Consider the following 19,510-nt stretch of genomic DNA (forward strand, 5'->3'; position numbering starts at 1 on the left):
TGGGGTCTGGTCAGGCTGCCGGGGACAGGTTGCGCCAGACGTGAAAGCTAATCAGGACGGTTGCGGCGAGTACGATAGCCGCGTCCATGCTAGCCGCCTGCTCGTGTTCGAGCGGGGCGTTGCGCGCATTTGCCGTCCGGGCCGCATAGCAATGTTGTGAAGACGCGGCCCGAACCAGAAGGCGACACGTCGATGAAATTTCGATTTCCGAGCCGATTCGGAACTTTGGCTGTATTTTTCGCGCTGACGGGCTGTGCCGTGCCGCCCAGTCAGACGAGCAGCAACACGAACCAGAAGAACGCGGTCAGGACGACCGCCGCCGCAGGCGCGGACAACAGCCCGCAACTGAATTTCGATTCGGCGCTGGCGACGATGCCGGCTGCCGACAGCAAGGAAGCCAAGGGCGCGTCGCTCGCCGATGCGCAGCCGATCGACGGCGCCGACGTATCCGATTTCCGCCAGACCGGCCGGGCGTCGTGGTACGGCCGCGGCTTCCACGGCCGCCGCACCGCGAACGGCGAGCGCTTCAACATGAACGCGTTCACGGCCGCTCACCGGACGCTGCCGCTGTCGTCGTACATCAAGGTGACGAACGCGTCGACCGGCAAGTGGGTCGTCGTCAAGGTCAATGACCGCGGGCCGTTCAAGCGTGGTCGCGTGCTCGACCTGTCGTACGCGGCCGCCAAGGTGATCGGCCTCGTGCATGCCGGCACCGGGCGCGTGAAGATCGAAGGGCTGTCGCCGCAGGAAGCGCGCGCAGCGCGCGACGAAATGCTCGCGTCGATCTCGACCAAGTAACGCGACGGCTCCCGCTGCCGCCAGCGGGCCAAACGACAAAGGGCTGCCATCGGCAGCCCTTTGTCGTTTCCGCGGCGCTGTCGCTCAACCGTCCTTCAGCGCGAGCGCGCGCGCATACAGCGTGTTGCGCGACGCGCCCGTCAGCGCGGCCGCGAGCCTGGCCGCGCTCTTCACCGGCACCTCTTCCAGCAGCAGCCTGAGCAGCGCGTCGTGCGCGGTGTCGTCGGCCGCGCCCTGGTCGGCCGGCGCGCCTTCGACGACGAGCACGAACTCGCCGCGCTGCCGGTTCGCGTCCCCTTCGAGCCACGTCAGCCCTTCGGCCAGGGTGCCCTGGAACAGCTGTTCGTGTAGCTTGGTCAGTTCGCGCGCGATCAGCAGCCGGCGCGCGGAGCCGAACGCGTCCGCGAGCGCGGCGACCGTCTCGACGATCCGGTGCGGCGCTTCGTAGAACACGAGCGCGTATGGGTGCGCGGCGAGCGCCTGCAGTGCGGTGGCGCGCTGCTTCGCCTTCGGCGGCAGGAAACCCGCGAACGTGAACGCGCCGGCCCAGTCGCCGGCGACGCTCACCGCGGTCACGGCCGCGCTTGCGCCCGGCAGCGGAATCACCGCGAAGCCGGCCGCGCGCACCGCGTCGACGAGCCGCGCGCCGGGGTCCGAGATGCCCGGCGTGCCGGCATCCGACACATACGCGACGCGTTCGCCCGCGCGCAGGTGCTCGATCACGCGCAGCGCGGCTTCGCGTTCGTTGTGCTCGTGCGCGGCGACGAGCGGCTTCGAGATCCCGTAGCGGGCGAGCAGCTGGCCGGTGTTGCGGGTGTCTTCGGCGGCGATGCGGTCGGCGAGGCCGAGCACGTGGAGCGCGCGCAGCGTGATGTCGGCGGTATTGCCGATCGGCGTCGCGACGATGTAGAGCGCGGCGCTCGGGTAGTGCTGCGAGTGCGCAAGTTCGAGGAGGGCAGTCATGGCGGGCAACGCGCGCGGTCGCGGCGCAAGCGGAACAAGGTCGGCATTGTGCCACGGGGCGCCGGCCGGATCGGGCGGCGGACGTGCGCCGTCGCGCGCGGATGGGCAGCCGGCTGCGCGCGCGGACAACTTTTCCGGCGCGGCGCGATCCAAGTCGGTCGGCGCGGCGTTCGAGACGCGGGCGCGGCAGTTCCTCGAGCGCCGCGGGCTCGTGTTCGTCGCGGCGAACGTGACGATGCGCGGCGGCGAGCTCGATCTCGTGATGCGCGAGCCGGACGGCACGCTGGTGTTCGTCGAGGTGCGCGCGCGGCGCAGCGTCCGGCACGGCGGCGCGGCGGCGAGCGTCGGCTGGCGCAAGCGCACGCGGCTCGTCGCGGCGGCCCTGCGCTTCTGGGCGCGGCACGGCGCAGGCGCGCCATGCCGCTTCGACGTGGTCGCGTTCGAGGCCGTGCAGCTCGTGTGGCTGCGCGACGCGTTTCGCGCGGACGACTCGTAACGCGAGCTGTGACCAGATGTAAAGAGTTCTGCCGGCCTCCGGGGCGAGGCCGCGGAGTACGGTAAACTCGCCGCACTCACGATGTCGCGCGATGCCCCATCACGCATAGCACCTGATCAGGAATCGATGTCAGTCGAACGTATTCAGCAACATTTCCACGACAGCGCAGCGCTTCACGTCGAAGCCGGCGACGCGCTGTCGCTGCCGATCGCGGCCGCGGTCGACGCGATGTTCGCCGCGCTGGCGAACGGCAACAAGATCGTCGCATGCGGCGACGGCCCGTCGGCCGCCGCCGCGCACTACCTCGCCGTGTCGCTGGTCGGCGGCTTCGAGCGCGAGCGCCCGGGCCTGCCGGCGATCGTGCTCGCCACCGACGCGTCCCATGCCGGCCTGACTGGCGCGCTGGCGCCGGATCAGCTGTTTGCGCAGCAGGTGCGCGTGCTCGGTCAGACCGGCGACATCCTGCTCGTGCTGGACCCGACCGGCGCGTCGCCGCGTGTGCTGGCCGCCGTCGACGAGGCGCACGAGCGCGAGATGACGGTGGTCGCGCTCACCGGCGGCAGCAGCCTGGCGCTGGCGGCCGCGCTGTCCGACACCGACATTCCGATCAGCGTGCCGGCCGACCGGGCGGCGCGCATTCACGAAATCCATCTGCTGACCATCCACTGCCTGTGCGACGGCATCGACGCGATGCTGCTGGGTGAGGATTGAACGAAGGAGAGCCGTCGATGAAAAAAAGCCGCGTCCAACAGACGCTCGTCAGAACCACGCTGCTGGCCGCGCTGACGGCCGGTCTCGCCGTGTCGCTACAGGGCTGCGTGCTCGGGGTGGTGGGCGCCGCGGCCGGCGGCGGCGCGCTGATCGCGACCGACCGCCGCACGCTCGGCGCGCAGACGGAAGACCGCGAGATCCAGCTCAAGGCGACGACGCAGATCAACAACGGCCTGCCGGACCAGTCGCACGTGGGCGTGACCGTGTTCAACCGCCGCGTGCTGCTGACGGGCGAAGTGCCGAACGATGCGTCGAAGCAGCGCGCCGAGGAAATCGTGCGCGGCATCAACAACGTGAACGGCATCGTCAACGAGCTGGCGGTCGGGCCGGCCAGCTCGTTGTCGGATCGCGCGAACGACTCGTATCTCGAAGGGCGCGTGAAGACCGCACTGATCGCGACGAAGGGGCTTTCCGCGAACAACTACAAGGTTGTCAGCGAGCGCGGCAACCTGTACCTGATGGGGCTCGTCACGGTCGACGAAGGCAACCGCGGCGCGGAAGTCGCGAGCCAGGTGCCGGGCGTCGAGAAGGTCGTGAAGGTGTTCCAGTACATCAAGCCGCAGGATGCGCAGGCGCTGCAGGCGGCGGCCCCTGCGAGCGGCGCGTCCGCGGCGGCGGCTGACGGCGCGACGGTCGGCGCGGTGCCCGACGCGTCGGTGCAGGCAACGCCGCTGCAGTCGCCCGCGCCGATCTCGAATTCGACCAACGTTCATCCGGGCAACCCGAAGGCGGCACCGCAATGAAGCTGAAGCAGTGGATCAAGGGCGCCGCAGCCGCGGCGCTGCTGGCAAGCACGTTCGGCGCGATCGCGCACGCGGACGTCGGCGACGGTCTCAAGGTCGCGCGCGGCAATGCGTGCATGGGCTGCCACGCGGTCGACCGCAAGCTGGTCGGCCCATCGTTCAAGGACATCGCGGCGCGCTACAAGGGCGATCCGCAGGCGGTCGCGAAGCTGTCGAAGAAGGTGAAGGAGGGCGGCTCCGGCGTGTGGGGCGCGATTCCGATGCCCGCGCATCCGCGCATGAGCGATGCGGACGTCCGCTCGGTCGTCGAATGGGTGCTGGCAGGCGCGCCGTCGAAGTAATTTGACACTATTGCCACGCGCGCGAAAGTGTGTGTATGATGTTTGCTTGTTGGGGCGGTAGCTCAGCTGGGAGAGCGTCGCGTTCGCAATGCGAAGGTCGGGAGTTCGATCCTCCTCCGCTCCACCAACAGAATCCGAAGGGCTCGATCGCAAGATCGAGCCCTTTTCGTTTGCGCTGCTCGATGCCGCGCCGCTGCTCGTGCCGTCAGACACCCCGCACAAAGCTCGGCCTTTTCGGATCATAAGTCCACCCCGGCATGAGGCAGCGCATCGCGACCGCATCGTCGCGCGCCGTGCCGCCGACCTGCCGGTACAGCGCGTGCGCGGCCTCCACCTGCGCCATGTCGAGCTCGATCCCGAGCCCCGGCCGCTCCGGCACGGCCACCTGCCCGCCGACGATCGCGAGCGGCTCGCGCGTGAGCCGCGCATCGCCTTCCTGCCAGATCCAGTGCGTATCGATCGCGGTGATCGCGCCCGGCGCGGCGGCGGCCGCATGCGTGAACATCGCGAGCGACACGTCGAAGTGATTGTTCGAGTGCGAGCCCCACGTGAGCCCCCAGTCGCGGCACAGCTGCGCGAGCCGCACCGAGCCCTGCATCGTCCAGAAGTGCGGATCGGCGAGCGGGATGTCGACCGCCTGCAGGCGGATCGCGTGATCCATTTGCCGCCAGTCGGTCGCGATCATGTTGGTCGCGGTCGGGATGCCGGTCGCGCGGCGGAATTCGGCCATCACCTCGCGTCCCGAATACCCGGCTTCCGGGCCGCACGGGTCTTCCGCGTACGCGAGCAGGCGACCCTGTCCGCGGCACAGCGCGACCGCTTCATCGAGCGACCACGCGCCGTTCGGGTCGAGCGTCACACGCGAATCGGGAAAGCGCGACTTGATCGCGGCAATCGCCTCCATCTCGTCCGCGCCTGCCATCACGCCGCCCTTCAGCTTGAAATCGGCGAAGCCGTAGCGCTCGACCGCCGCCTCTGCCTGCCGCGCGATCGCGGCCGGCGTGAGCGCCGCTTCGTTGCGCAGCCGGAACCACGGGGCCGGCGCGTGCGCTTCGTCGCGATACGGCAGATCCGTGCGGCGACGGTCGCCGACGTAGAACAGGTACGCGAGCATCGGCACCGCGTCGCGCTGCTGGCCTTCGCCGAGCAGCGCCGCGACCGGGACGTCGAGGCACTGGCCGAGCAGGTCGAGCAGCGCGGCCTCGATCGCGGTGATCACGTTGTCCAGCCGCAGGTTGATCTCGTGCGGCTGCCGCAGCACGGCGGCCTCGCCGGCCGACGTCACCTCGTGCCGGATCGCGCGGCCGGCCGCCGGGCCCGCCGCGCCGCCGCCGGACAGCGCGGCGCGCACCGCGTTGAGCGTCGCCTGGTAGCGACCGATCGGCTGGCCGACCACGAGACCGGTCATGCGCTCGAGCGCCTGGCGGATCCCTTCGCCGCCCGGCACTTCGCCGACGCCGGTCCGCCCGCTGCTGTCGGCGAGGATCACGAGGTTGCGGGTGAAGAACGGCGCATGCGCGCCGCACAGGTTCAGCAGCATGCTGTCGCGCCCGGCGACCGGAATCACCTGCATGCGGGTCACCAGCGGGGTGTCCGGCGTCGGGCCGGCGCTGCGGGGTTCGGACATTGCTTGGCTCCTGGTCTTGATCGATGCAGATTTTGAATCGCCGCGCTATGCCCGTTCGTGCGCGCCGGCCACGTGCCGCACGAGGAACTCGACCGCGGCGCGCACGCCGGGCAACTGGCCGCGGCGGTGCGGCATCAGCAGCGTCGTGGTCACCTGCCCGGCGTGCCACGCGGGCAGCACGCGCACGAGTGCGCCCGTTCGCAGCGCGTCGCCGGCGAGCCAGTCCGGCAGGCACGCGATGCCGAGGCCGGCGACGGCCGCCTGCAGCAGCAGCGTCGATTCGTCGGCATGCAGGCGGGGGCGCGGCGCAATCTCGACGCCGTCGTCGCTGTCGCCCCCGCGGCCCATGCGCCACGGGGCGGATTGCAGGCCCGGATACAGGCCGTCGTGCTGCGCGAGCCCGGCCGGCTCGGCCGGTTCGCCGCAGCGCGCGAGATAGGCCGGCGACGCGACGAGGATGATCGGCGAAACCGCGAGCGGGCGCTGCACCAGCGCGGAGTCGGGCAGCGGCGCGAAATGGCTGCGCACCGCGATGTCGAAGCCTTCCTGAGCGAGGTCCACGAGCCGGTCGCTCGCATGGATCTGGAGCTGCAGCTTCGGGTGGGCGGCGGCGAGCGCCGGCAGGCAGGGCGCGAGGAAATGCTGCGCGACGGGCACCGAGCTCGTGATGCGGACGACCCCGCGCGGCTCGGCGGCCTGCCGCAGCACCGCGTCCCGCGCGCTCTCCGCCTCGATCACCGCCGCGCGGGCGTGCTGGAAGAAGTCGGCGCCGACCGGCGTCAGGCGAAAGCTGCGCGACGTGCGGTGCACGAGCCGCGCGCCGAGCGTGCGCTCGAGCTCGGCGACGCGCTTGCTCACCGTCGACTTGGGCAAGTCGAGCAGGCGGGCGGCCGCGGACATGCTGCCGGCTTCGACCGCCTGCACGAAGAGATAGAGATCGTTCAGATTCACCGGTCAACGTCCACATGGAGAAACGACGGGTTTCGATTTTACCGGCTACAGCGGCAGCGTTCGAAATGAGAGCATTCGAACTCGTTCAATCACCCGGATATGTCCGATGTCTCCGATCCTTTTCTACGGTGTTCCCGCAGGCTGCTCGTTCGGCTCGATCGTCGCGCTCGAGTGGGCCGGCCGTCCTTACCGGCTCTCTCGCATCACGATGCCCGACCTCGTGACGAGCGACGCGTTCCTCGAGCTCAACCCGGTCGCCGAGACGCCGGCGTTCATCACCGAGGCCGGCAACGTGCTGACCGAGAGCATGGCGATCCTCAACCATATCGGCGCGCAGGCGTCCGGCGCCGGTCTCGCGTTCCGGCAGGGCACGCACGATTTCGACCGGCTGAACCGGATGCTGGCGTACCTCAACACCACGTTCTTCAGCGCGTTCGGCGCGCTCTGGTACGTGTACGAGCACGCCAGCGAAGGCACGGAAAAGGAGGTCCTGCAGGCATACGGCCGCAACCGCGTGATGCGCGCGCACCGGCAGCTCGAGGCGATGCTCGGCGACGGCCCGTGGCTGCTCGGCCGGCAGCGCACGCTCGCCGATGCGTATTTCGCGGGTCTCGCCCGCTGGGCCGATTATCACCAGGTGTTCGACGGCGCCGCGTTCCCGCGCATCGCGGAATTGCGCGCGCGGCTCGGCGACGACCCGGGCGTGCAATTTGCCCACGCGATCGAGGACGAGCGGGCGCTGCCGGCCTCGACGGCGTTCGAAGGGCACGTGGCGCTCGATGCCGCGCTCCCGCTCGCCCGGCTCGCGCCGGCGTCCGCGCCGGCCTGACGGCGGCAGCCGTCACCGCGCCCGCAGCGCGTCGACGATATTCATCCGCGCGGCGCGCATCGCCGGCAGGAAGCCGCCGATCAGCCCCATCGCGAGCGAGAACAGCAGCGTCTTCACGACGATGGCCGGGGTGAGCACGAAGCGGAACGACAGGTCCGAGAAGGTCTGGAAATTCGTCGTCGAGAACGACGCGAACTGCATCAGCGCCGCGCAGCCCAGCCCGGCGACGCCGCCGACGAGGCCGAGCAGCAGCGCCTCGAGCAGGAATGCGGCGAGCAAGTTCGCGCGCTTGAAGCCGAGCGCGCGCAACGTGCCGATTTCCGCGACCCGGTTGGCCACCGACGCGTACATCGTGATCATCGCGCCGATCATCGCCGCGATCGAGAAGATCGACGACAGCGTGATGCCGAGGATGTTGATGAAGGTCGACAGCGCCCGCGACTGGTCGCCGTAGAACGCCTGCTCGCGCTTGGCTTCGTCGGCGAGCCGCGGATCGACGTCGATGTCGGCCTTGAAGCGCGCGAACGCATCGGCCTGCGCGATGCGCACGATCATCGACGAATAGCCGGTGCGCCGGAACGACTGCATCAGCTGGTCGACGTCGCCCCAGATCTCCGAATCGAAGCCGCTGCCGCCGGCATCGAAGTGGCCGACGACGGTCCAGTCGCGCTGCGCGAAGCGCAGCCGGTCGCCGATCCGCGTGCCGCTGAAGCCTTTCGCGATCGCGCTGCCGACGACGATCTCGGACGATCCGGGGTTGAACATGCGCCCGGCCGCGAGCCGCACGCGGGGGCGCAGCCCGATCCCCGCCGGCGACACGCCGCGGATCACCACGTTCGACGGCTTGCCGGTCGCGGCCTTCGCGAGCGAGATGAGCACCACCGCCTCCTTCGACGCCAGCGGCCGGCCGTCGGCGCCGAGCGCGACCGACGGATGCATCTCGATGACGTTGGCCTGCTTGTGGTCGATCGCGCTCTGCACCTCGGTTTCCGCGCCCTTGCGGATCACCACGACGTTGTCGGGCTCGCCGGTCGACACGAGCGTCTTCGTGAGGCCCGCGTCGAGCATCAGCACGGTCGCGAACACGAACACGACGAGCGCCATCCCGCCCGCGGTGAGCACGGTGGTCAGCCGGCGGGCCCACAGGTTGCGCGCGATGTAGGCGAACGGAATGGCCATCGCGGCGCCTAGCCGATCGCCCGCAGGCCTTCGACGACGCGCACCCGCGCCGCGTGCCACGCCGGCACGAGCGCGGCCGCGACGCCGACCGCGAGCGAGCAGGCGGCCTGCAGCGCGATCGTCTGCGCGGACACGTTGAAGACCGGGAACACGCCGCCTGTCGCCTGCTTGAACAGGTGCGCCGCCGGCGGCATCGCGAGCATGCCGAGGCTGCCGCCGATCGCGGCGATCACGAGCGATTCGCCGAACACGAGCAGCGCGAGGAACCCGGGGCCGAAGCCGAGCGCCTTGAGCGTCGCGTATTCGGTCGTGCGCTCGCGCGCGCTCATCGCCATCGCATTGGCCATCACGGCCATGATGATCACGATCACCACGTAGGACACCACGCGGATCGCCGCGATGATCTGGTTCGACATCGCGACGAAGCCGAGCTGGAACGCCTGCTCGGTTTCGGTGAGGGTCTCGGCGAGCGAGTTCTTGAACACGGCGTCGACGTTGCGGGAGATCGCGGCGGCATCGTCCGGGTCGGCGATCCCGAACACGTACACGCCGACCTGGTCGGCTTGCCGCGGCGTCGTCTTGCGCACCCGCTCGTTCAGGTAGTCCCAGTGGAAGATCAGCTGCCGCGTGATCGTCGATTCGTCCCGCCCGTCCAGGATGCCGCGCACGACGAACTCCCAGGTGCCGGGGTAGATCGTGCCCTTGATCGGGATCACGTCGCCGACCTTGAAGCCGAACTGGCTCGCGAGCTGCCGCCCGATCAGGCAGCCCTTGCGGTCGCGCTGGTAGTCGGCGCGCTGCTGCGCGCTCAGGATGAACTCCGGATACAGGTCGAGATAGTTGTCCGACACGGCGAACTGCGCGAAGAAGTTCTTCGGCTCCCGGTAGATGCCGCCGAACCAGTTCGAGCGGGCGACGATCGTCACGCCGTCGACGCCGCGTATCCGGTTCTCGTAGCTCACCGGCAGCGGAAACACGAGCGAGATCGCGTTGCGCGTGACGAGCCGCGCGTTGGACGCCGCGGCGGCGCCCGCGTACCACGCGTCGACGACCGTGTGCAGCAGGCCGTACGCCAGCACCGCGACGGTCAGGCCGAACACGGTCAGCAGCGTGCGCAGCTTGTGCCGCAGCGCGTTGCGCACGATCAGCTTCAGCACGTACATCGTGCGGCTCCGCGAGCGCGCTCAGCGGGCCCGGCCATTGGTCAGCTCCCCTTTTTCCAGATGCACGAGCGCCTTCGCCGCGCCGGCCGCGTGCGCGTCGTGGGTCACCATGATGATGGTCTTGCCGAGCTCCGCGTTCAGGCGCTGCATCAGCGCCAGCACCTCGGTGGCGGATGCGCGGTCGAGATCGCCGGTCGGCTCGTCGGCGACGATCAGCGCGGGATCGGTGATCAGCGCGCGCGCGATCGCGACGCGTTGCTGCTGGCCGCCGGACAGCTCCGACGGGTAATGGTCCATCCGGTTCGCGAGGCTCACCATGTCCAGCACCAGCTCGACGCGCTCGCGCCGCTCGCGGCGCGGCAGGCGCGTGAGCATCAGCGGCAGCTCGACGTTCTCGAACGCGGTGAGGACCGGCATCAGGTTGTAGAACTGGAAGATGAAGCCGACGTGGGCGGCGCGCCAGTCGGCCAGCGCCGCTTCCGCCAGCCGCGTGATGTCGAGGCCGCCGACGCGCAGCTCGCCGCTGTCGGGCCGGTCGATGCCGGCGACCAGGTTGAGCAGTGTGCTCTTGCCGGAGCCCGACGGCCCCATCAGCGCGACGAAATCGCCTTCGCCGATGTCGAGCGTGATGTCGGTCAGCACCGGCACGGTCTGCACCCCGCGCCGGTACGACTTCGCGACGTGGCTGATCTCGACGAGCGGGGCGGGCAGGGCGGACGGCGCGGTATTCACGCTATTTCTTCGCGACGGTCACCTTCGCGCCGTCCTTGAGCTTTGCGCCCGGCGCCAGCACGAGCGTGTCGCCCGGGCGCACGCCGCGGATCGCGACGAGTTCGCCGATCCGCGCGCCGGTCGTCACGGCGGTCTCGCGCACGACGTCGTCCTTCACGACGAACACCACCTTGCGGCCGTCGCGCTCGGCGACCGCGCCGGCCTGCACCGCCGTCACGGGCTGCTTGTCCTGCGCCGACACGGGCTTCGACAGGAACGCGATCTTCGCGCTCATGTCCGGCAGCACGCGCTCGTCGCGCTCGACGAAGCGCACCTTGACCAGCACGGTCGCCTTCGAGCGGTCCACCGTCGGCACGATGCGCGACACGCGGCCGGCGAAGCGCTGGTCCGGCAGCGCATCGAGCAGGATCTCGCACGGCTGGTCGACGCGAATCCGCGCGATGTTCGATTCCGCGACGTCCGCCTCGACCTCGAGCGTGGCCATGTCGGCGATCGTCACGACCGCGCCCTTGCTGTCCGACGCGGACGAGAACGGCGTGATGTTGTCGCCGACGTTCGCATGCTTTTCGAGCACGACGCCGTCGAACGGCGCGCGGATCGCGGTCTGGTCGACCGCGACCTGCGCGGCCTGCGCGTTGGCCTCGGCCGACGCGATCGCGGCCCGGCCGCTGTTGACGGAGGCCCGCGCCTTGTTGACGCGCGCGAGATCGGTGTCGTACTGCGCCGCCGGCACCGCGCCCTTCGGCGCGAGGATTTCGGTGCGATGGAACGCGATGTCGGCGTCCTTCAGTTCGGCCTGCTGCAGCGCCAGGTTGGCTTGCGCGACCTTGACCTGCGCCAGCGCCTGCCCGAGCGCGGCCGCGACGTCGCGGCTCTCGAGGCGCGCGATCACCTCGCCTTCCTTCACCCGCGTGCCTTCGAGCACGCCGAGCCATTCGACGCGGCCCTGGGCTTTCGACGCGACCGCGGCCTTGCGCTGCGGCACGACGTAGCCGGTCGCGTTGAGCAGCGTGTCGTTCTGGAACGGATAGGCGGAGGTGACGGTCGTCGTCTCGACCGTCTGCCGGCCGGTCAGCGCGAACCACGCGCCGATGGCGACGGCGACGACGAGCGCGATGGCCGCATGGCGGCGCCACGGGTGCCGTCGCTGCGCGGCCGCGGTGAGCGGCGGCCGGTCGATTTTCAACCTGTCCAGATTGTGATCGGGCAATTGGGAGCGCCTCGTGGCGGTCGCGGGCCGGTTTCGGGGAAGGGACGCAAGCCTGGCCAAGTATAGCGTCGTATCGACGGCCGGCGACGGGCGCTTCTTGCGCGGCGGTGCGGTGCGTCAGGGAAAGCCCGGATGCTGCGGGCGACCTGTCAACTCGCCGCGACGACGGGGCGTTATGCAGCCAGTGCGCCAGAATTCGTCGCGCGGGGAAGGCGAAGGCCGTCCCGGCCGCGGCTGGCGTTCCGATGCGGATGCCTCGCATCTTTTCATACCGGTTCGTTTGATTTTTTTCCCTGACAGAGGAAGAACGATGAAGAAGACGCTCGCTTCGATCATGACCGCGGCATTCGCACTCGCATCGGTTTCGGCATTCGCACAGGCTTCGGCGCCGGCTGCCGAAGCGCCGGCAGCCGCATCGGCGCCGATGAAGAAGGACCACACCAAGCCGAAGCACCAGCTGAAGCAGCACGGCTCGGCGAAGGGCAAGGCGAAGGCCGCGGCGGCATCGGCCGCCGGCACGGACGACAAGGGCATGCAAAACTAAGTCGCGCGCTCGAGGCCGGGCTTCCGGCCGCCAATTGCAGACCCGGCAACCCCGCATGTTCCCGCATGCGGGGTTGTGTTTTTTCAGGCCTCGGGCGCGACCGCGCGCATCGCGTCGACGACCGTGCGCATGCGCCGCCAGTGCGAGCCTTCCCAGAACACGCGCTGGCACACGTCGCAGGCGGCGAAGCGGCGGTGGCGCTGCCGCACGCCATCGGGCACGCGCAGGGCCGCGTCTTCGGCGCTCAGCGGATGCAGCGGCGCGTTGCAGCGCAGGCACAGGCGGAACGGCCGCATGTGCGGCGCCAGATCGAGCCGCGCGAACAGCTCGCGCAACTGCGCGGCCGGCTGCAGCGCATGCAGGTAGCAGCCGCGCGCGACCGCGCGCCGCTTGAGCAGCTCGCGGTCGCGGGTGAGGACGATGCGGCCGTCCCGCGCGGCGAGCACGGCGATTTCGTCGTCGCTGAAATGATTGTCGTAGCAGGTGTCGAAGCCGGCGAGGCGCAGCAGTTGCGCGAGGCCGCCGAGGTGCGCGTCGGCGACGAAGCGCCAGTCCGGCGGCGCCGGCGCGCGGGCGCCGTCCGCCGGTTGCGGCGCGCGTTCCGGGTAGACGTCGACGCGGTCGCCGTCCGCGAGCCGCCGGTCGAACGGCGCCGGCGCGCCGTTCACGCACAGCCGCCCGACTTCCGTATGCGGCACGCCGAGCGCCTCGACCATGTGCTTGACGCTCGCCGCGCTGCCGCACGCGCGGGCGAACGCGCGGTCGCGCAGCGTTCGCGCAAGGAACGCGTTCAGTTCGCCGTGGAAACGGAAGGTCGCGGTCGCCATGCGCGCAGTATCGCATCGTGCGAGCGGCGGCGCTGCCTGCAGGCTGCACGCGATTGTGTTTAACTCGCGGCTTCACTTGTCGAAGGAGCGTGCGATGGATCTCGGATTTATCGGGCTGGGCGAAATGGGGCAGGCGATCGCGACGAACCTGCTGAAGGCGGGGCATCAGGTGCGGGTCTGGAACCGTTCGCGCGAGCGGACCGAGCCGCTCGTCGCGCTGGGCGCGCAGGCGGTCGGCACGCCGGCGGACGCGTTTCGCGGCGACGCCGTGTTCTCGATGCTCGCCGACGATGCCGCCGCGCGCGGCGTTTTCGACGACGCGCTGCTCGCGCAGGCGCCGCGCGGCCTGATCCACGTCAACATGGCGACGATTTCCGTCGCGCTCGCCGAGTCGCTCGCGCACGCGCATGCGTCGCGCGGCCTCGACTATGTCGCGGCGCCCGTGATGGGGCGGCCGGACGTCGCGGCGGCGGCGCGCCTGACGATCATGGCGGCCGGCCCGGCGGAAGCGATCGACCGGATGCAGCCGCTGTTCGACGCGATCGGCCAGAAGACCTGGCGGCTCGGCTCGCTGCCGCAGCATGCGAACGTCGCGAAGCTCGCCGCGAATTTCACGCTGGCGTCGGCGATCGAGACGCTCGGCGAGGCGTCCGCGCTGCTCGCCGGGCACGGCGTCGCGATGCGTGATTTCCTCGACGTGATCACCCACAGCGTGTTCCCGGGGCCCGTGTACGAAGGCTACGGCGCGATGATCGCCGAGCGGCGCTACGAGCCGGCGCGCTTCAAGGCGCGCCTCGGCCTGAAGGACGTCCGGCTCGCGCTCGAGGCGGGCGACGCGGTGTCGGTGCCGCTGCCGGTCGCGAGCCTCGTGCGCGACAACCTGCTCGATGCGCTCGCGCACGGCGGCGGCGAGCTGGACTTCGCGGTGCTCGGCGAGGTCGCGTCGCGCCGGGCGGGCCGCTGAAGCGGGCGGGCGGCGCGGGACAAATCCGCGCCGCAGCCGGCATAATCGTCCTTTCGTTTTCCTTCGCGCAGAGGTGGCAATGAGCTTGCATACGTGGTGGCTTTTCGTGGCGACGGTGTTCGTCGTGTCGGCGATTCCCGGTCCGAACATGTTGCTCGTGATGACGCACGGCGCGCGGCATGGCCTGCGGCGCTCGTCGGCGACGATGGCCGGCTGCCTGAGCGCGCTGGTGCTGATGCTGTCGGTGTCGGCCGCCGGGCTCGGCGTGTTCCTCGAGGCGTGGCCGGCGATGTTCAACGCGCTGCGCTATGCGGGCGCGGCCTACCTGGTCTACCTCGGCGTGAAGGCGTGGCGCGCGCGCGTCGAGGCCGACGCGCCGGGCGCCGACGTCGAGCCGGTGGCCCGCCAGGCCGCGCCGGCGTCGCGCTGGGTGCTGTTCCGCAACGGCTTCCTGGTCGCGGGCAGCAACCCGAAGGCGATCCTGTTCGCCGCCGCGCTGCTGCCGCAGTTCATCAACGCGTCCGAGCCGACGCTGCCGCAGTTCGGCGTGCTGGTCGCCACGTTCGCGGTGATCGAGGTGAGCTGGTATCTCGTCTATGCATTGTTCGGCACGCGAATCGGCGCGACGCTGAAGAGCCAGAACGTCGCGAAGGCGTTCAACCGGCTGACCGGCGGCCTGTTCGTCGGCTTCGGCGCGATGATGGCGCTGGTGCGGCACTGATCCCGGCGGTTGCCGGCTGCTTCGGCCCCACGCCCCGTCCTCGTCCGAGGGCGGGGCGTTCGTCTTTCAGGGGCGTGCGCCGGGCACGGCCGCCGTGCCGGGACGGCGCTCGGCCAGGCGCCCGAACGCGCCGGCGGCGCCGGTGAACGCCAGCGCGACGCCGCACACCGCGGGCCAACCGGCCCACGCCCACGCGCTGCCCGCGAGCGCCGCGCCGAGCGCGCCGCCGACGAAGAACGCGCCGACGAACAGCCCGTTCAGACGCCCGCGCGCGGCCGGATTCAGCAGATTGATCGCGCGGCGGCCGAGCGTCTGGTCGGTGACCACGCCCGCGTCGAGCAGCGCCGCGCCGGCCGCCAGTAGCACGAGCGCCGCGTCGCGATGCGCGTGCGCGTCGAAGCCGAACCATCCGGCGCCCGCGACGCCGATCGCGACGAGCGCCGCCAGCATCGCGACGTGCGCGAGCCGCAGCGCGGCGGCGCCGTGGCCGCGATCGCCGGCCCGGCCGGCGAATGGGGTTGCGATCACGCCGCTCGCGCCGGCGAACGCGAACAGCGCGATTCCGTGCAGCCCGAAATCGAACGGCGGCTGCGCGAGCCGCAGCCCGATCGCGGTCCAGAACGCGCTGAACGCGGCCATCACGAGCGCGGCGGACAACGCGTGCCGGCGCAGCACCGGCTCGTCGGCGAGCAGGCGCCCCATCGACGCGAGCAGCGCGCGGTAGCCGGCCGTCGCATGCGGCCGGCGCGCGGGCAGCCGCAACGCGAGCACGGCGGCGATGGCCGCGTCCGCGGCCGCGGCGATGCCGTAGAACGCACGCCAGCCGAACGAGCCGGCGATCAGGCTCGCGAGCGGCCGCGACAGCAGGATGCCGAGCATCAGCCCGCTCATCACGTTGCCGACCGCGCGGCCGCGCTGCGCATCAGGCGCCATCGACGCGGCCATCGGCACCAGCATCTGGATCACGCTCGACGCGGCGCCGGCCGCGAACGTCGCGAGCAGGAACACGGTGCCCGACCGCGTGAGCGCCGGCAGCGCGAGCATCGCCGCGCACACGGCGAGCGTCGTCACGATCACCCGGCGATTCTCCAACAGGTCGACGAGCAGCACGAGCCCGGCCGCATAGCCGAGCTGCGGCAGCATCGCGACGAGACCCGCGAGGCCCGGCGGCAGGCGCAGCTCGGCGCTGATCGGGCCGGTCAGCGGCTGCGCGGCGAACAGGTCGACCACGATCACGCCGACCGTCGCGGCGAAGAACAGCGTCATGCCCGCGCTCAACGCGGGCGTTGCGCCGCCGGATGCGCGCGGCGCGGCGGCAGGGGCAGGGCAGAGATCGGCGGGGCGGGTCATCGCGGGCCTGTCGGGGAGTGGAAAGCCCCATCGTAGGCGGCGGATGTTTATGCGACAATTGAAATATGTCTAACATGATTATGCGAGTTTGTTTTGAATACGCGCGATCTGCAGGCATTCGTCGCGGTGGTCGACAGCGGCTCGATGGTGGCCGCCGCCGCGAAGCTCCATCTGACGCAGCCGGGTCTCACGCGGCGCGTGCAGAACCTCGAAACCTTGCTCGGCGTGCCGCTGCTCGAACGGCAGAGCAAGCCGCTGAAGCCGACCGCCGCCGGGCGCGAGGTCTATACGCTCGCGCGCAACGTGCTGGGCGCGGTGGACGAATTGATGGCGGTCGGTGCACCGGAGCGCGAACCGTCCGGCGAGTTGCGCATCGGCGTGCCGCCGTTCCTGTCGGAACTGGCGCTCGAGCGGCCGGTCGACCGGCTGCGCGACGCGTTCCCGCGCCTGACGCTGCGCGTCACCGCGGGCTGGTCGCCGGCGCTCGTGGCGGGCCTCGAACGGGGCGCGCTCGACGCGGCGGCGGTGATGATGCCGGCGAGCGCGGTGTTGCCTGACGCGTTGACGACGACGCTGCTCGGCACGCAGCCGGCCGTGCTGGTCGCGGCGCGCGACTTCCCGCTGCCCGACGGGCCGCTGACGCTCGATGCGCTGTCGCAGTTTCCGTGGGTGCTGAGCCAGGACGGCTGCGGGATGCGCTCGGCGCTGAGCCGCGCGTTCGGCACGGCCGGGCTGCCGTTCAACGTCGCGGTCGAGGCATTCGGGTCGGATCTGCAGTTGTCGCTGGTCGCGCGCGGCGCGGGGATCGGCATCGCGCCGCCGACGGCGCTCGCGCGCAGCGCGCATCGCGATGGGCTGCGGGTAATCCGCACCTCCGGGCTGGAGACGCGGATCAACATCTGGTTCGTGCACGGCGCGCTGCCGGGCCGCCTGCTGCGGCCGGTCACGCTGCTGCGGGACGCGCTGGCCGAGGTGCTGGCGCAGGAAAACGAGGTAGGGTCAGAAGTGCTGACTGTTTAGAGCCGGCGTTCGAGGGAAAATCCTGATTTTCTCGACGGAAATGTTGCATTGCAGAAATTGATTCGCTATAGTTGCACCTGTCTCCTCCATGTCTCCTCTGATATGGATTCAGCCCGCCTCTTAGGCGGGCTTTTTTTCGTCCGTACTTTTCCGATCAGTCTCAGAACTTGTACGACATCCCGACGTAGCTGATGATCGGATCGGCCTTCAGGTCCGATTTCGACTCGGCGAGCGTCGTGCCGTCGGCTGCCTTGATCGTCACCGTCGACGTCGTCTTCAGCGGGATGTAGGTGACCGACGCGACGAGCCCGAAATGCTCGGTGACGTTGTACTGCAGGCCCGCGTTGAACACCGGCTGCCACGACGACGACGCCTTCGCCTCCACCGAAGTCTTGCCCGGCTTGCCCGCGCCCGCCGCGAGGATCGCGCCGAGGTTGTCCTGCGTCTGCTTGACGAAGTTCGGGTTGAGCTGCAGGTCGCTGAACCAGTTGTACGACACGCCGAGGCCGAGGAACGGCCGGAACTTCGCGTTCGCCTGCGCGAAGTAGTACTGCAGGATCACGGCCGGGCTCCACTGCCGCACGCTCTTCACGATCGGGTTGACCGACCCGAGCCCGATGTTCTGCGTGCCGAGCGCGCCGGCCGGGCCCGGCGGCTTGATCGTGCCCTGGCCCGACACCTTGAACACCGGCGGCACGCCCGCCACCGACGTCACCGCGATGTGGTCGGTGAGGAAGTGGCTGACCGTGAGGCCGACGGTGTCCGCGCCGCTGGTGCGCAGCCCGGTGCCCGGCGACGTGAACGACGGCGGCAGGCGCAGCGGCGTGTTGATCGGCGTCGGCGCGACGTTGGTCGTCATCGGCGTGCTGCTCTGCTGCGGCATCACGTGGAACCAGCCGAGCGTGACGACGTTGCTGCCGGCGCTTTGCGCGTGCGCCGCGAGCGGCGCCAGCGCGGCGGCGCCGGCCGCCGCGCCGAGAAGGATCTTCTTCTTCATGACGGCTCCCGGGCCCGCTTACTGGACGAACGCGCCGATCGTGAAATACGGCGTCGAACTCGCGTTGTCGAGGAAGCCGAACACGCCGCCCGTGAAGATGAACTTGCCGGTGGGCGTCGTGCTGCCCGCGCCCGTGTGGACCGTCGTGACCGCGCCCGGCACCTTCTGCGTGTAGTCGAGGTCGAGCGGGGTCGCGAGCGATGCCTGCGACGGCTGGAACGGATCGAGCAGCGTCGCCTGGTTGTTGATCAGCGCGGTGGTGCGGTAGTTGAACGCGCTGTCGACGCCGATGTACTCGCCGTTCTGCGAGCCGACCGTGATCGCCGTCTGCGGCGCGAGGATCGAGATGCTCGATTCGTCGTCGGCGGTGAGGCCCGGCACGCCGTTGCCGTCGGGCTGCACGTTCGGGTTCGCGACGCCGGTGCGCACGAGGATCGGCACGAGCTGGTTGCGCAGCTTGCCGACGATCATGAAGCCCTTGCCCTGCGGCAGCGTCGACAGCGTCGGCTTGACCTGGCTCTGGTAGTTGTTGGTCTGGAACGCGCCGCTGCCGTCCGCCGACTGCGCGAGGTTCGTGCCCGGCTGGCGGCACGTGCCGGCGAACTGGCCGGTCGAGTCGCACTTGATCCACGTGCCGTCGGCATTGATCGTCACCTTCGCGTCGATCGACACCGGCGCGAACTGCTGCGACGGCACTTCGCCGAAGCCGACGTGGCTGTACGTGCCGGCGAGGTTCGCGAGGTTGGTCTCGATCGCCGAGAAGCCGATGAACGGGTAGTACGGGAACTTCGTGTCGGGCACCGCGGCCTGGCCGAGCACGCCGCCGAACTGGATCTCCTTGCCGGGAATCGTGCCGCCCGCGACGCCGAAGCCGACGAAGATGCGTGCCGGGCGCGACGGGTCGAGGCTCGCGCCGTTCAGGCGGAACGCGCACTGGTTCAGCTTGTTGGTCGGCAGCAGCGTTTCCTGCGTGAGCGTGCCGCTGTCGACGGTGCCGGCGCGCGTCGGCGTGACGGTGCCGGTGGTGCGTGGAACCGGCGATTCGATGTAGCTGACCTGCCAGGTCATCCTGGTCGTGTCGAGCTGCAGCTTGACGAGCTCGCCGCTGCCCGCGCCGCCGGTGTAGACGGTGCCGTAGTCGAGCGCGGCGGGGCAGAGACGGTCTTCGACGAGCGGCGGCGGATTGTCGCTCCCGCCGCCGCATGCCGAAAGAAGCGGGGCGGCCACGGTTGCCGCGAGAATGAGGTTGCGCTTCATGTTGCTCCTCCAGAATTTGTCTTGTGT

Annotated in this window: 21 protein-coding genes and 1 tRNA gene; 11 read left to right on the forward strand and 11 right to left on the reverse strand. The window is 70.3% G+C overall.

Going from position 1 to position 19,510, the window contains the following annotated elements; genetic code table 11:
* Positions 1-192: 192 nt before the first annotated feature.
* Positions 193-798, forward strand: a complete 606-nt coding sequence (locus KY49_RS23405) for a septal ring lytic transglycosylase RlpA family protein (RefSeq protein ID WP_042586940.1) — start codon at positions 193-195, stop codon at positions 796-798.
* Positions 799-882: 84 nt separating this feature from the next.
* Here the strand turns inward: KY49_RS23405 and rsmI are convergent, their stop codons facing one another.
* Positions 883-1,761, reverse strand: coding sequence for a 16S rRNA (cytidine(1402)-2'-O)-methyltransferase (gene rsmI, locus KY49_RS23410; RefSeq protein ID WP_042586801.1), 879 nt, complete (start codon positions 1,759-1,761; stop codon positions 883-885).
* Between the two features lie 46 nt (positions 1,762-1,807).
* On the opposite strand from rsmI, the gene KY49_RS23415 reads away from it, so the two are divergent.
* The 5 genes from KY49_RS23415 to KY49_RS23435 all read left to right on the forward strand — a co-directional run bounded on the left by KY49_RS23415 (position 1,808) and on the right by KY49_RS23435 (position 4,239).
* Complete coding sequence (locus KY49_RS23415; protein WP_370445469.1) at positions 1,808-2,257, forward strand: YraN family protein; 450 nt, start codon at positions 1,808-1,810, stop codon at positions 2,255-2,257.
* A 126-nt stretch (positions 2,258-2,383) separates the two neighbouring features.
* Positions 2,384-2,968 carry an SIS domain-containing protein gene (locus KY49_RS23420; protein ID WP_042586803.1) on the forward strand — a complete coding sequence of 195 codons (585 nt, stop codon included), beginning with the start codon at positions 2,384-2,386 and terminating at the stop codon, positions 2,966-2,968.
* A 17-nt stretch (positions 2,969-2,985) separates the two neighbouring features.
* Positions 2,986-3,771: a BON domain-containing protein gene (locus KY49_RS23425; protein ID WP_042586941.1), complete on the forward strand. Its 786-nt coding sequence runs from the start codon at positions 2,986-2,988 to the stop codon at positions 3,769-3,771.
* Positions 3,768-4,112 (forward strand): c-type cytochrome, encoded by a 345-nt coding sequence (locus KY49_RS23430; RefSeq protein WP_042586804.1) that lies wholly within the window; start codon positions 3,768-3,770, stop codon positions 4,110-4,112. Before KY49_RS23425 ends, KY49_RS23430 begins: the two co-directional genes overlap by 4 nt.
* A gap of 51 nt (positions 4,113-4,163) precedes the next feature.
* A tRNA-Ala gene (locus KY49_RS23435) sits at positions 4,164-4,239 on the forward strand.
* A 78-nt stretch (positions 4,240-4,317) separates the two neighbouring features.
* On the opposite strand, the gene KY49_RS23440 is transcribed toward KY49_RS23435, so the two are convergent.
* Both KY49_RS23440 and KY49_RS23445 read right to left on the reverse strand, forming a co-directional pair.
* The gene (locus KY49_RS23440; RefSeq protein WP_042586805.1) at positions 4,318-5,739 is read right to left on the reverse strand and encodes an enolase C-terminal domain-like protein; all 1,422 of its coding nucleotides are present in this window, start codon (positions 5,737-5,739) and stop codon (positions 4,318-4,320) included.
* 45 nt (positions 5,740-5,784) lie between these two features.
* A complete protein-coding gene (locus tag KY49_RS23445; protein WP_042586806.1) occupies positions 5,785-6,690 on the reverse strand; it encodes a LysR substrate-binding domain-containing protein in 906 nt (301 codons plus the stop codon).
* Between the two features lie 106 nt (positions 6,691-6,796).
* Here KY49_RS23445 and KY49_RS23450 point away from each other — a divergent pair, with 106 nt between their 5' ends.
* The gene (locus tag KY49_RS23450) at positions 6,797-7,519 is read left to right on the forward strand and encodes a glutathione S-transferase family protein (protein WP_042586807.1); all 723 of its coding nucleotides are present in this window, start codon (positions 6,797-6,799) and stop codon (positions 7,517-7,519) included.
* A 12-nt stretch (positions 7,520-7,531) separates the two neighbouring features.
* Here the strand turns inward: KY49_RS23450 and KY49_RS23455 are convergent, their stop codons facing one another.
* The 4 genes from KY49_RS23455 to KY49_RS23470 are packed head-to-tail and all read right to left on the reverse strand — an operon-like array spanning position 7,532 to position 11,803.
* Entirely contained in the window at positions 7,532-8,698 is a 1,167-nt protein-coding gene (locus KY49_RS23455) for an ABC transporter permease (RefSeq protein WP_042586808.1), read from the reverse strand.
* 8 nt (positions 8,699-8,706) lie between these two features.
* Positions 8,707-9,861, reverse strand: a complete 1,155-nt coding sequence (locus KY49_RS23460) for an ABC transporter permease (protein ID WP_042586809.1) — start codon at positions 9,859-9,861, stop codon at positions 8,707-8,709.
* A 21-nt stretch (positions 9,862-9,882) separates the two neighbouring features.
* The gene (locus KY49_RS23465; protein ID WP_042586810.1) at positions 9,883-10,593 is read right to left on the reverse strand and encodes an ABC transporter ATP-binding protein; all 711 of its coding nucleotides are present in this window, start codon (positions 10,591-10,593) and stop codon (positions 9,883-9,885) included.
* A gap of 1 nt (position 10,594) precedes the next feature.
* Entirely contained in the window at positions 10,595-11,803 is a 1,209-nt protein-coding gene (locus tag KY49_RS23470) for an efflux RND transporter periplasmic adaptor subunit (protein WP_042586811.1), read from the reverse strand.
* 310 nt (positions 11,804-12,113) lie between these two features.
* Here KY49_RS23470 and KY49_RS39315 point away from each other — a divergent pair, with 310 nt between their 5' ends.
* Positions 12,114-12,347 (forward strand): hypothetical protein, encoded by a 234-nt coding sequence (locus KY49_RS39315; RefSeq protein WP_010097315.1) that lies wholly within the window; start codon positions 12,114-12,116, stop codon positions 12,345-12,347.
* 83 nt (positions 12,348-12,430) lie between these two features.
* Here KY49_RS39315 and KY49_RS23480 read toward each other — a convergent pair whose 3' ends face one another.
* Positions 12,431-13,174: a Mut7-C RNAse domain-containing protein gene (locus tag KY49_RS23480; protein ID WP_042586812.1), complete on the reverse strand. Its 744-nt coding sequence runs from the start codon at positions 13,172-13,174 to the stop codon at positions 12,431-12,433.
* Here KY49_RS23480 and KY49_RS23485 point away from each other — a divergent pair.
* Positions 13,173-14,138, forward strand: a complete 966-nt coding sequence (locus tag KY49_RS23485) for an NAD(P)-dependent oxidoreductase (RefSeq protein ID WP_256098812.1) — start codon at positions 13,173-13,175, stop codon at positions 14,136-14,138. The two genes, KY49_RS23480 and KY49_RS23485, sit on opposite strands and share 2 nt — an antisense overlap.
* A 79-nt stretch (positions 14,139-14,217) precedes the next feature.
* Positions 14,218-14,859: a LysE family translocator gene (locus KY49_RS23490; RefSeq protein ID WP_010097307.1), complete on the forward strand. Its 642-nt coding sequence runs from the start codon at positions 14,218-14,220 to the stop codon at positions 14,857-14,859.
* A 66-nt stretch (positions 14,860-14,925) separates the two neighbouring features.
* Here KY49_RS23490 and KY49_RS23495 read toward each other — a convergent pair whose 3' ends face one another.
* Positions 14,926-16,209 (reverse strand): MFS transporter, encoded by a 1,284-nt coding sequence (locus KY49_RS23495; protein ID WP_042586814.1) that lies wholly within the window; start codon positions 16,207-16,209, stop codon positions 14,926-14,928.
* A gap of 93 nt (positions 16,210-16,302) precedes the next feature.
* Here KY49_RS23495 and KY49_RS23500 point away from each other — a divergent pair, with 93 nt between their 5' ends.
* The gene (locus tag KY49_RS23500; RefSeq protein ID WP_042586815.1) at positions 16,303-17,229 is read left to right on the forward strand and encodes a LysR family transcriptional regulator; all 927 of its coding nucleotides are present in this window, start codon (positions 16,303-16,305) and stop codon (positions 17,227-17,229) included.
* A gap of 160 nt (positions 17,230-17,389) precedes the next feature.
* Here KY49_RS23500 and KY49_RS23505 read toward each other — a convergent pair whose 3' ends face one another.
* Positions 17,390-18,226, reverse strand: a complete 837-nt coding sequence (locus tag KY49_RS23505) for an OmpW/AlkL family protein (protein ID WP_042586816.1) — start codon at positions 18,224-18,226, stop codon at positions 17,390-17,392.
* A gap of 18 nt (positions 18,227-18,244) precedes the next feature.
* Entirely contained in the window at positions 18,245-19,483 is a 1,239-nt protein-coding gene (locus KY49_RS23510) for a DUF2957 domain-containing protein (RefSeq protein ID WP_042586817.1), read from the reverse strand.
* Positions 19,484-19,510: the final 27 nt, after the last annotated feature.

The organism is Burkholderia sp. MSHR3999 (assembly GCF_000833595.1).
GTDB classification, from domain to species: Bacteria; Pseudomonadota; Gammaproteobacteria; order Burkholderiales; family Burkholderiaceae; genus Burkholderia; species Burkholderia ubonensis.

Excerpts from the sequence above, each read along its gene's own strand:
- KY49_RS23405 (WP_042586940.1), top strand. The coding sequence starts at position 193 with ATGAAATTTCGATTTCCGAGCCGATTCGGAACTTTGGCTGTATTTTTC.
- rsmI (WP_042586801.1), bottom strand. The coding sequence starts at position 1,761 with ATGACTGCCCTCCTCGAACTTGCGCACTCGCAGCACTACCCGAGCGCC.
- KY49_RS23420 (WP_042586803.1), top strand. The coding sequence starts at position 2,384 with ATGTCAGTCGAACGTATTCAGCAACATTTCCACGACAGCGCAGCGCTT.
- KY49_RS23425 (WP_042586941.1), top strand. The coding sequence starts at position 2,986 with ATGAAAAAAAGCCGCGTCCAACAGACGCTCGTCAGAACCACGCTGCTG.
- KY49_RS23430 (WP_042586804.1), top strand. The coding sequence starts at position 3,768 with ATGAAGCTGAAGCAGTGGATCAAGGGCGCCGCAGCCGCGGCGCTGCTG.
- KY49_RS23440 (WP_042586805.1), bottom strand. The coding sequence starts at position 5,739 with ATGTCCGAACCCCGCAGCGCCGGCCCGACGCCGGACACCCCGCTGGTG.
- KY49_RS23450 (WP_042586807.1), top strand. The coding sequence starts at position 6,797 with ATGTCTCCGATCCTTTTCTACGGTGTTCCCGCAGGCTGCTCGTTCGGC.
- KY49_RS23455 (WP_042586808.1), bottom strand. The coding sequence starts at position 8,698 with ATGGCCATTCCGTTCGCCTACATCGCGCGCAACCTGTGGGCCCGCCGG.
- KY49_RS23460 (WP_042586809.1), bottom strand. The coding sequence starts at position 9,861 with ATGTACGTGCTGAAGCTGATCGTGCGCAACGCGCTGCGGCACAAGCTG.
- KY49_RS39315 (WP_010097315.1), top strand. The coding sequence starts at position 12,114 with ATGAAGAAGACGCTCGCTTCGATCATGACCGCGGCATTCGCACTCGCA.
- KY49_RS23485 (WP_256098812.1), top strand. The coding sequence starts at position 13,173 with ATGCGCGCAGTATCGCATCGTGCGAGCGGCGGCGCTGCCTGCAGGCTG.
- KY49_RS23480 (WP_042586812.1), bottom strand. The coding sequence starts at position 13,174 with ATGGCGACCGCGACCTTCCGTTTCCACGGCGAACTGAACGCGTTCCTT.
- KY49_RS23490 (WP_010097307.1), top strand. The coding sequence starts at position 14,218 with ATGAGCTTGCATACGTGGTGGCTTTTCGTGGCGACGGTGTTCGTCGTG.
- KY49_RS23495 (WP_042586814.1), bottom strand. The coding sequence starts at position 16,209 with ATGACCCGCCCCGCCGATCTCTGCCCTGCCCCTGCCGCCGCGCCGCGC.
- KY49_RS23505 (WP_042586816.1), bottom strand. The coding sequence starts at position 18,226 with ATGAAGAAGAAGATCCTTCTCGGCGCGGCGGCCGGCGCCGCCGCGCTG.
- KY49_RS23510 (WP_042586817.1), bottom strand. The coding sequence starts at position 19,483 with ATGAAGCGCAACCTCATTCTCGCGGCAACCGTGGCCGCCCCGCTTCTT.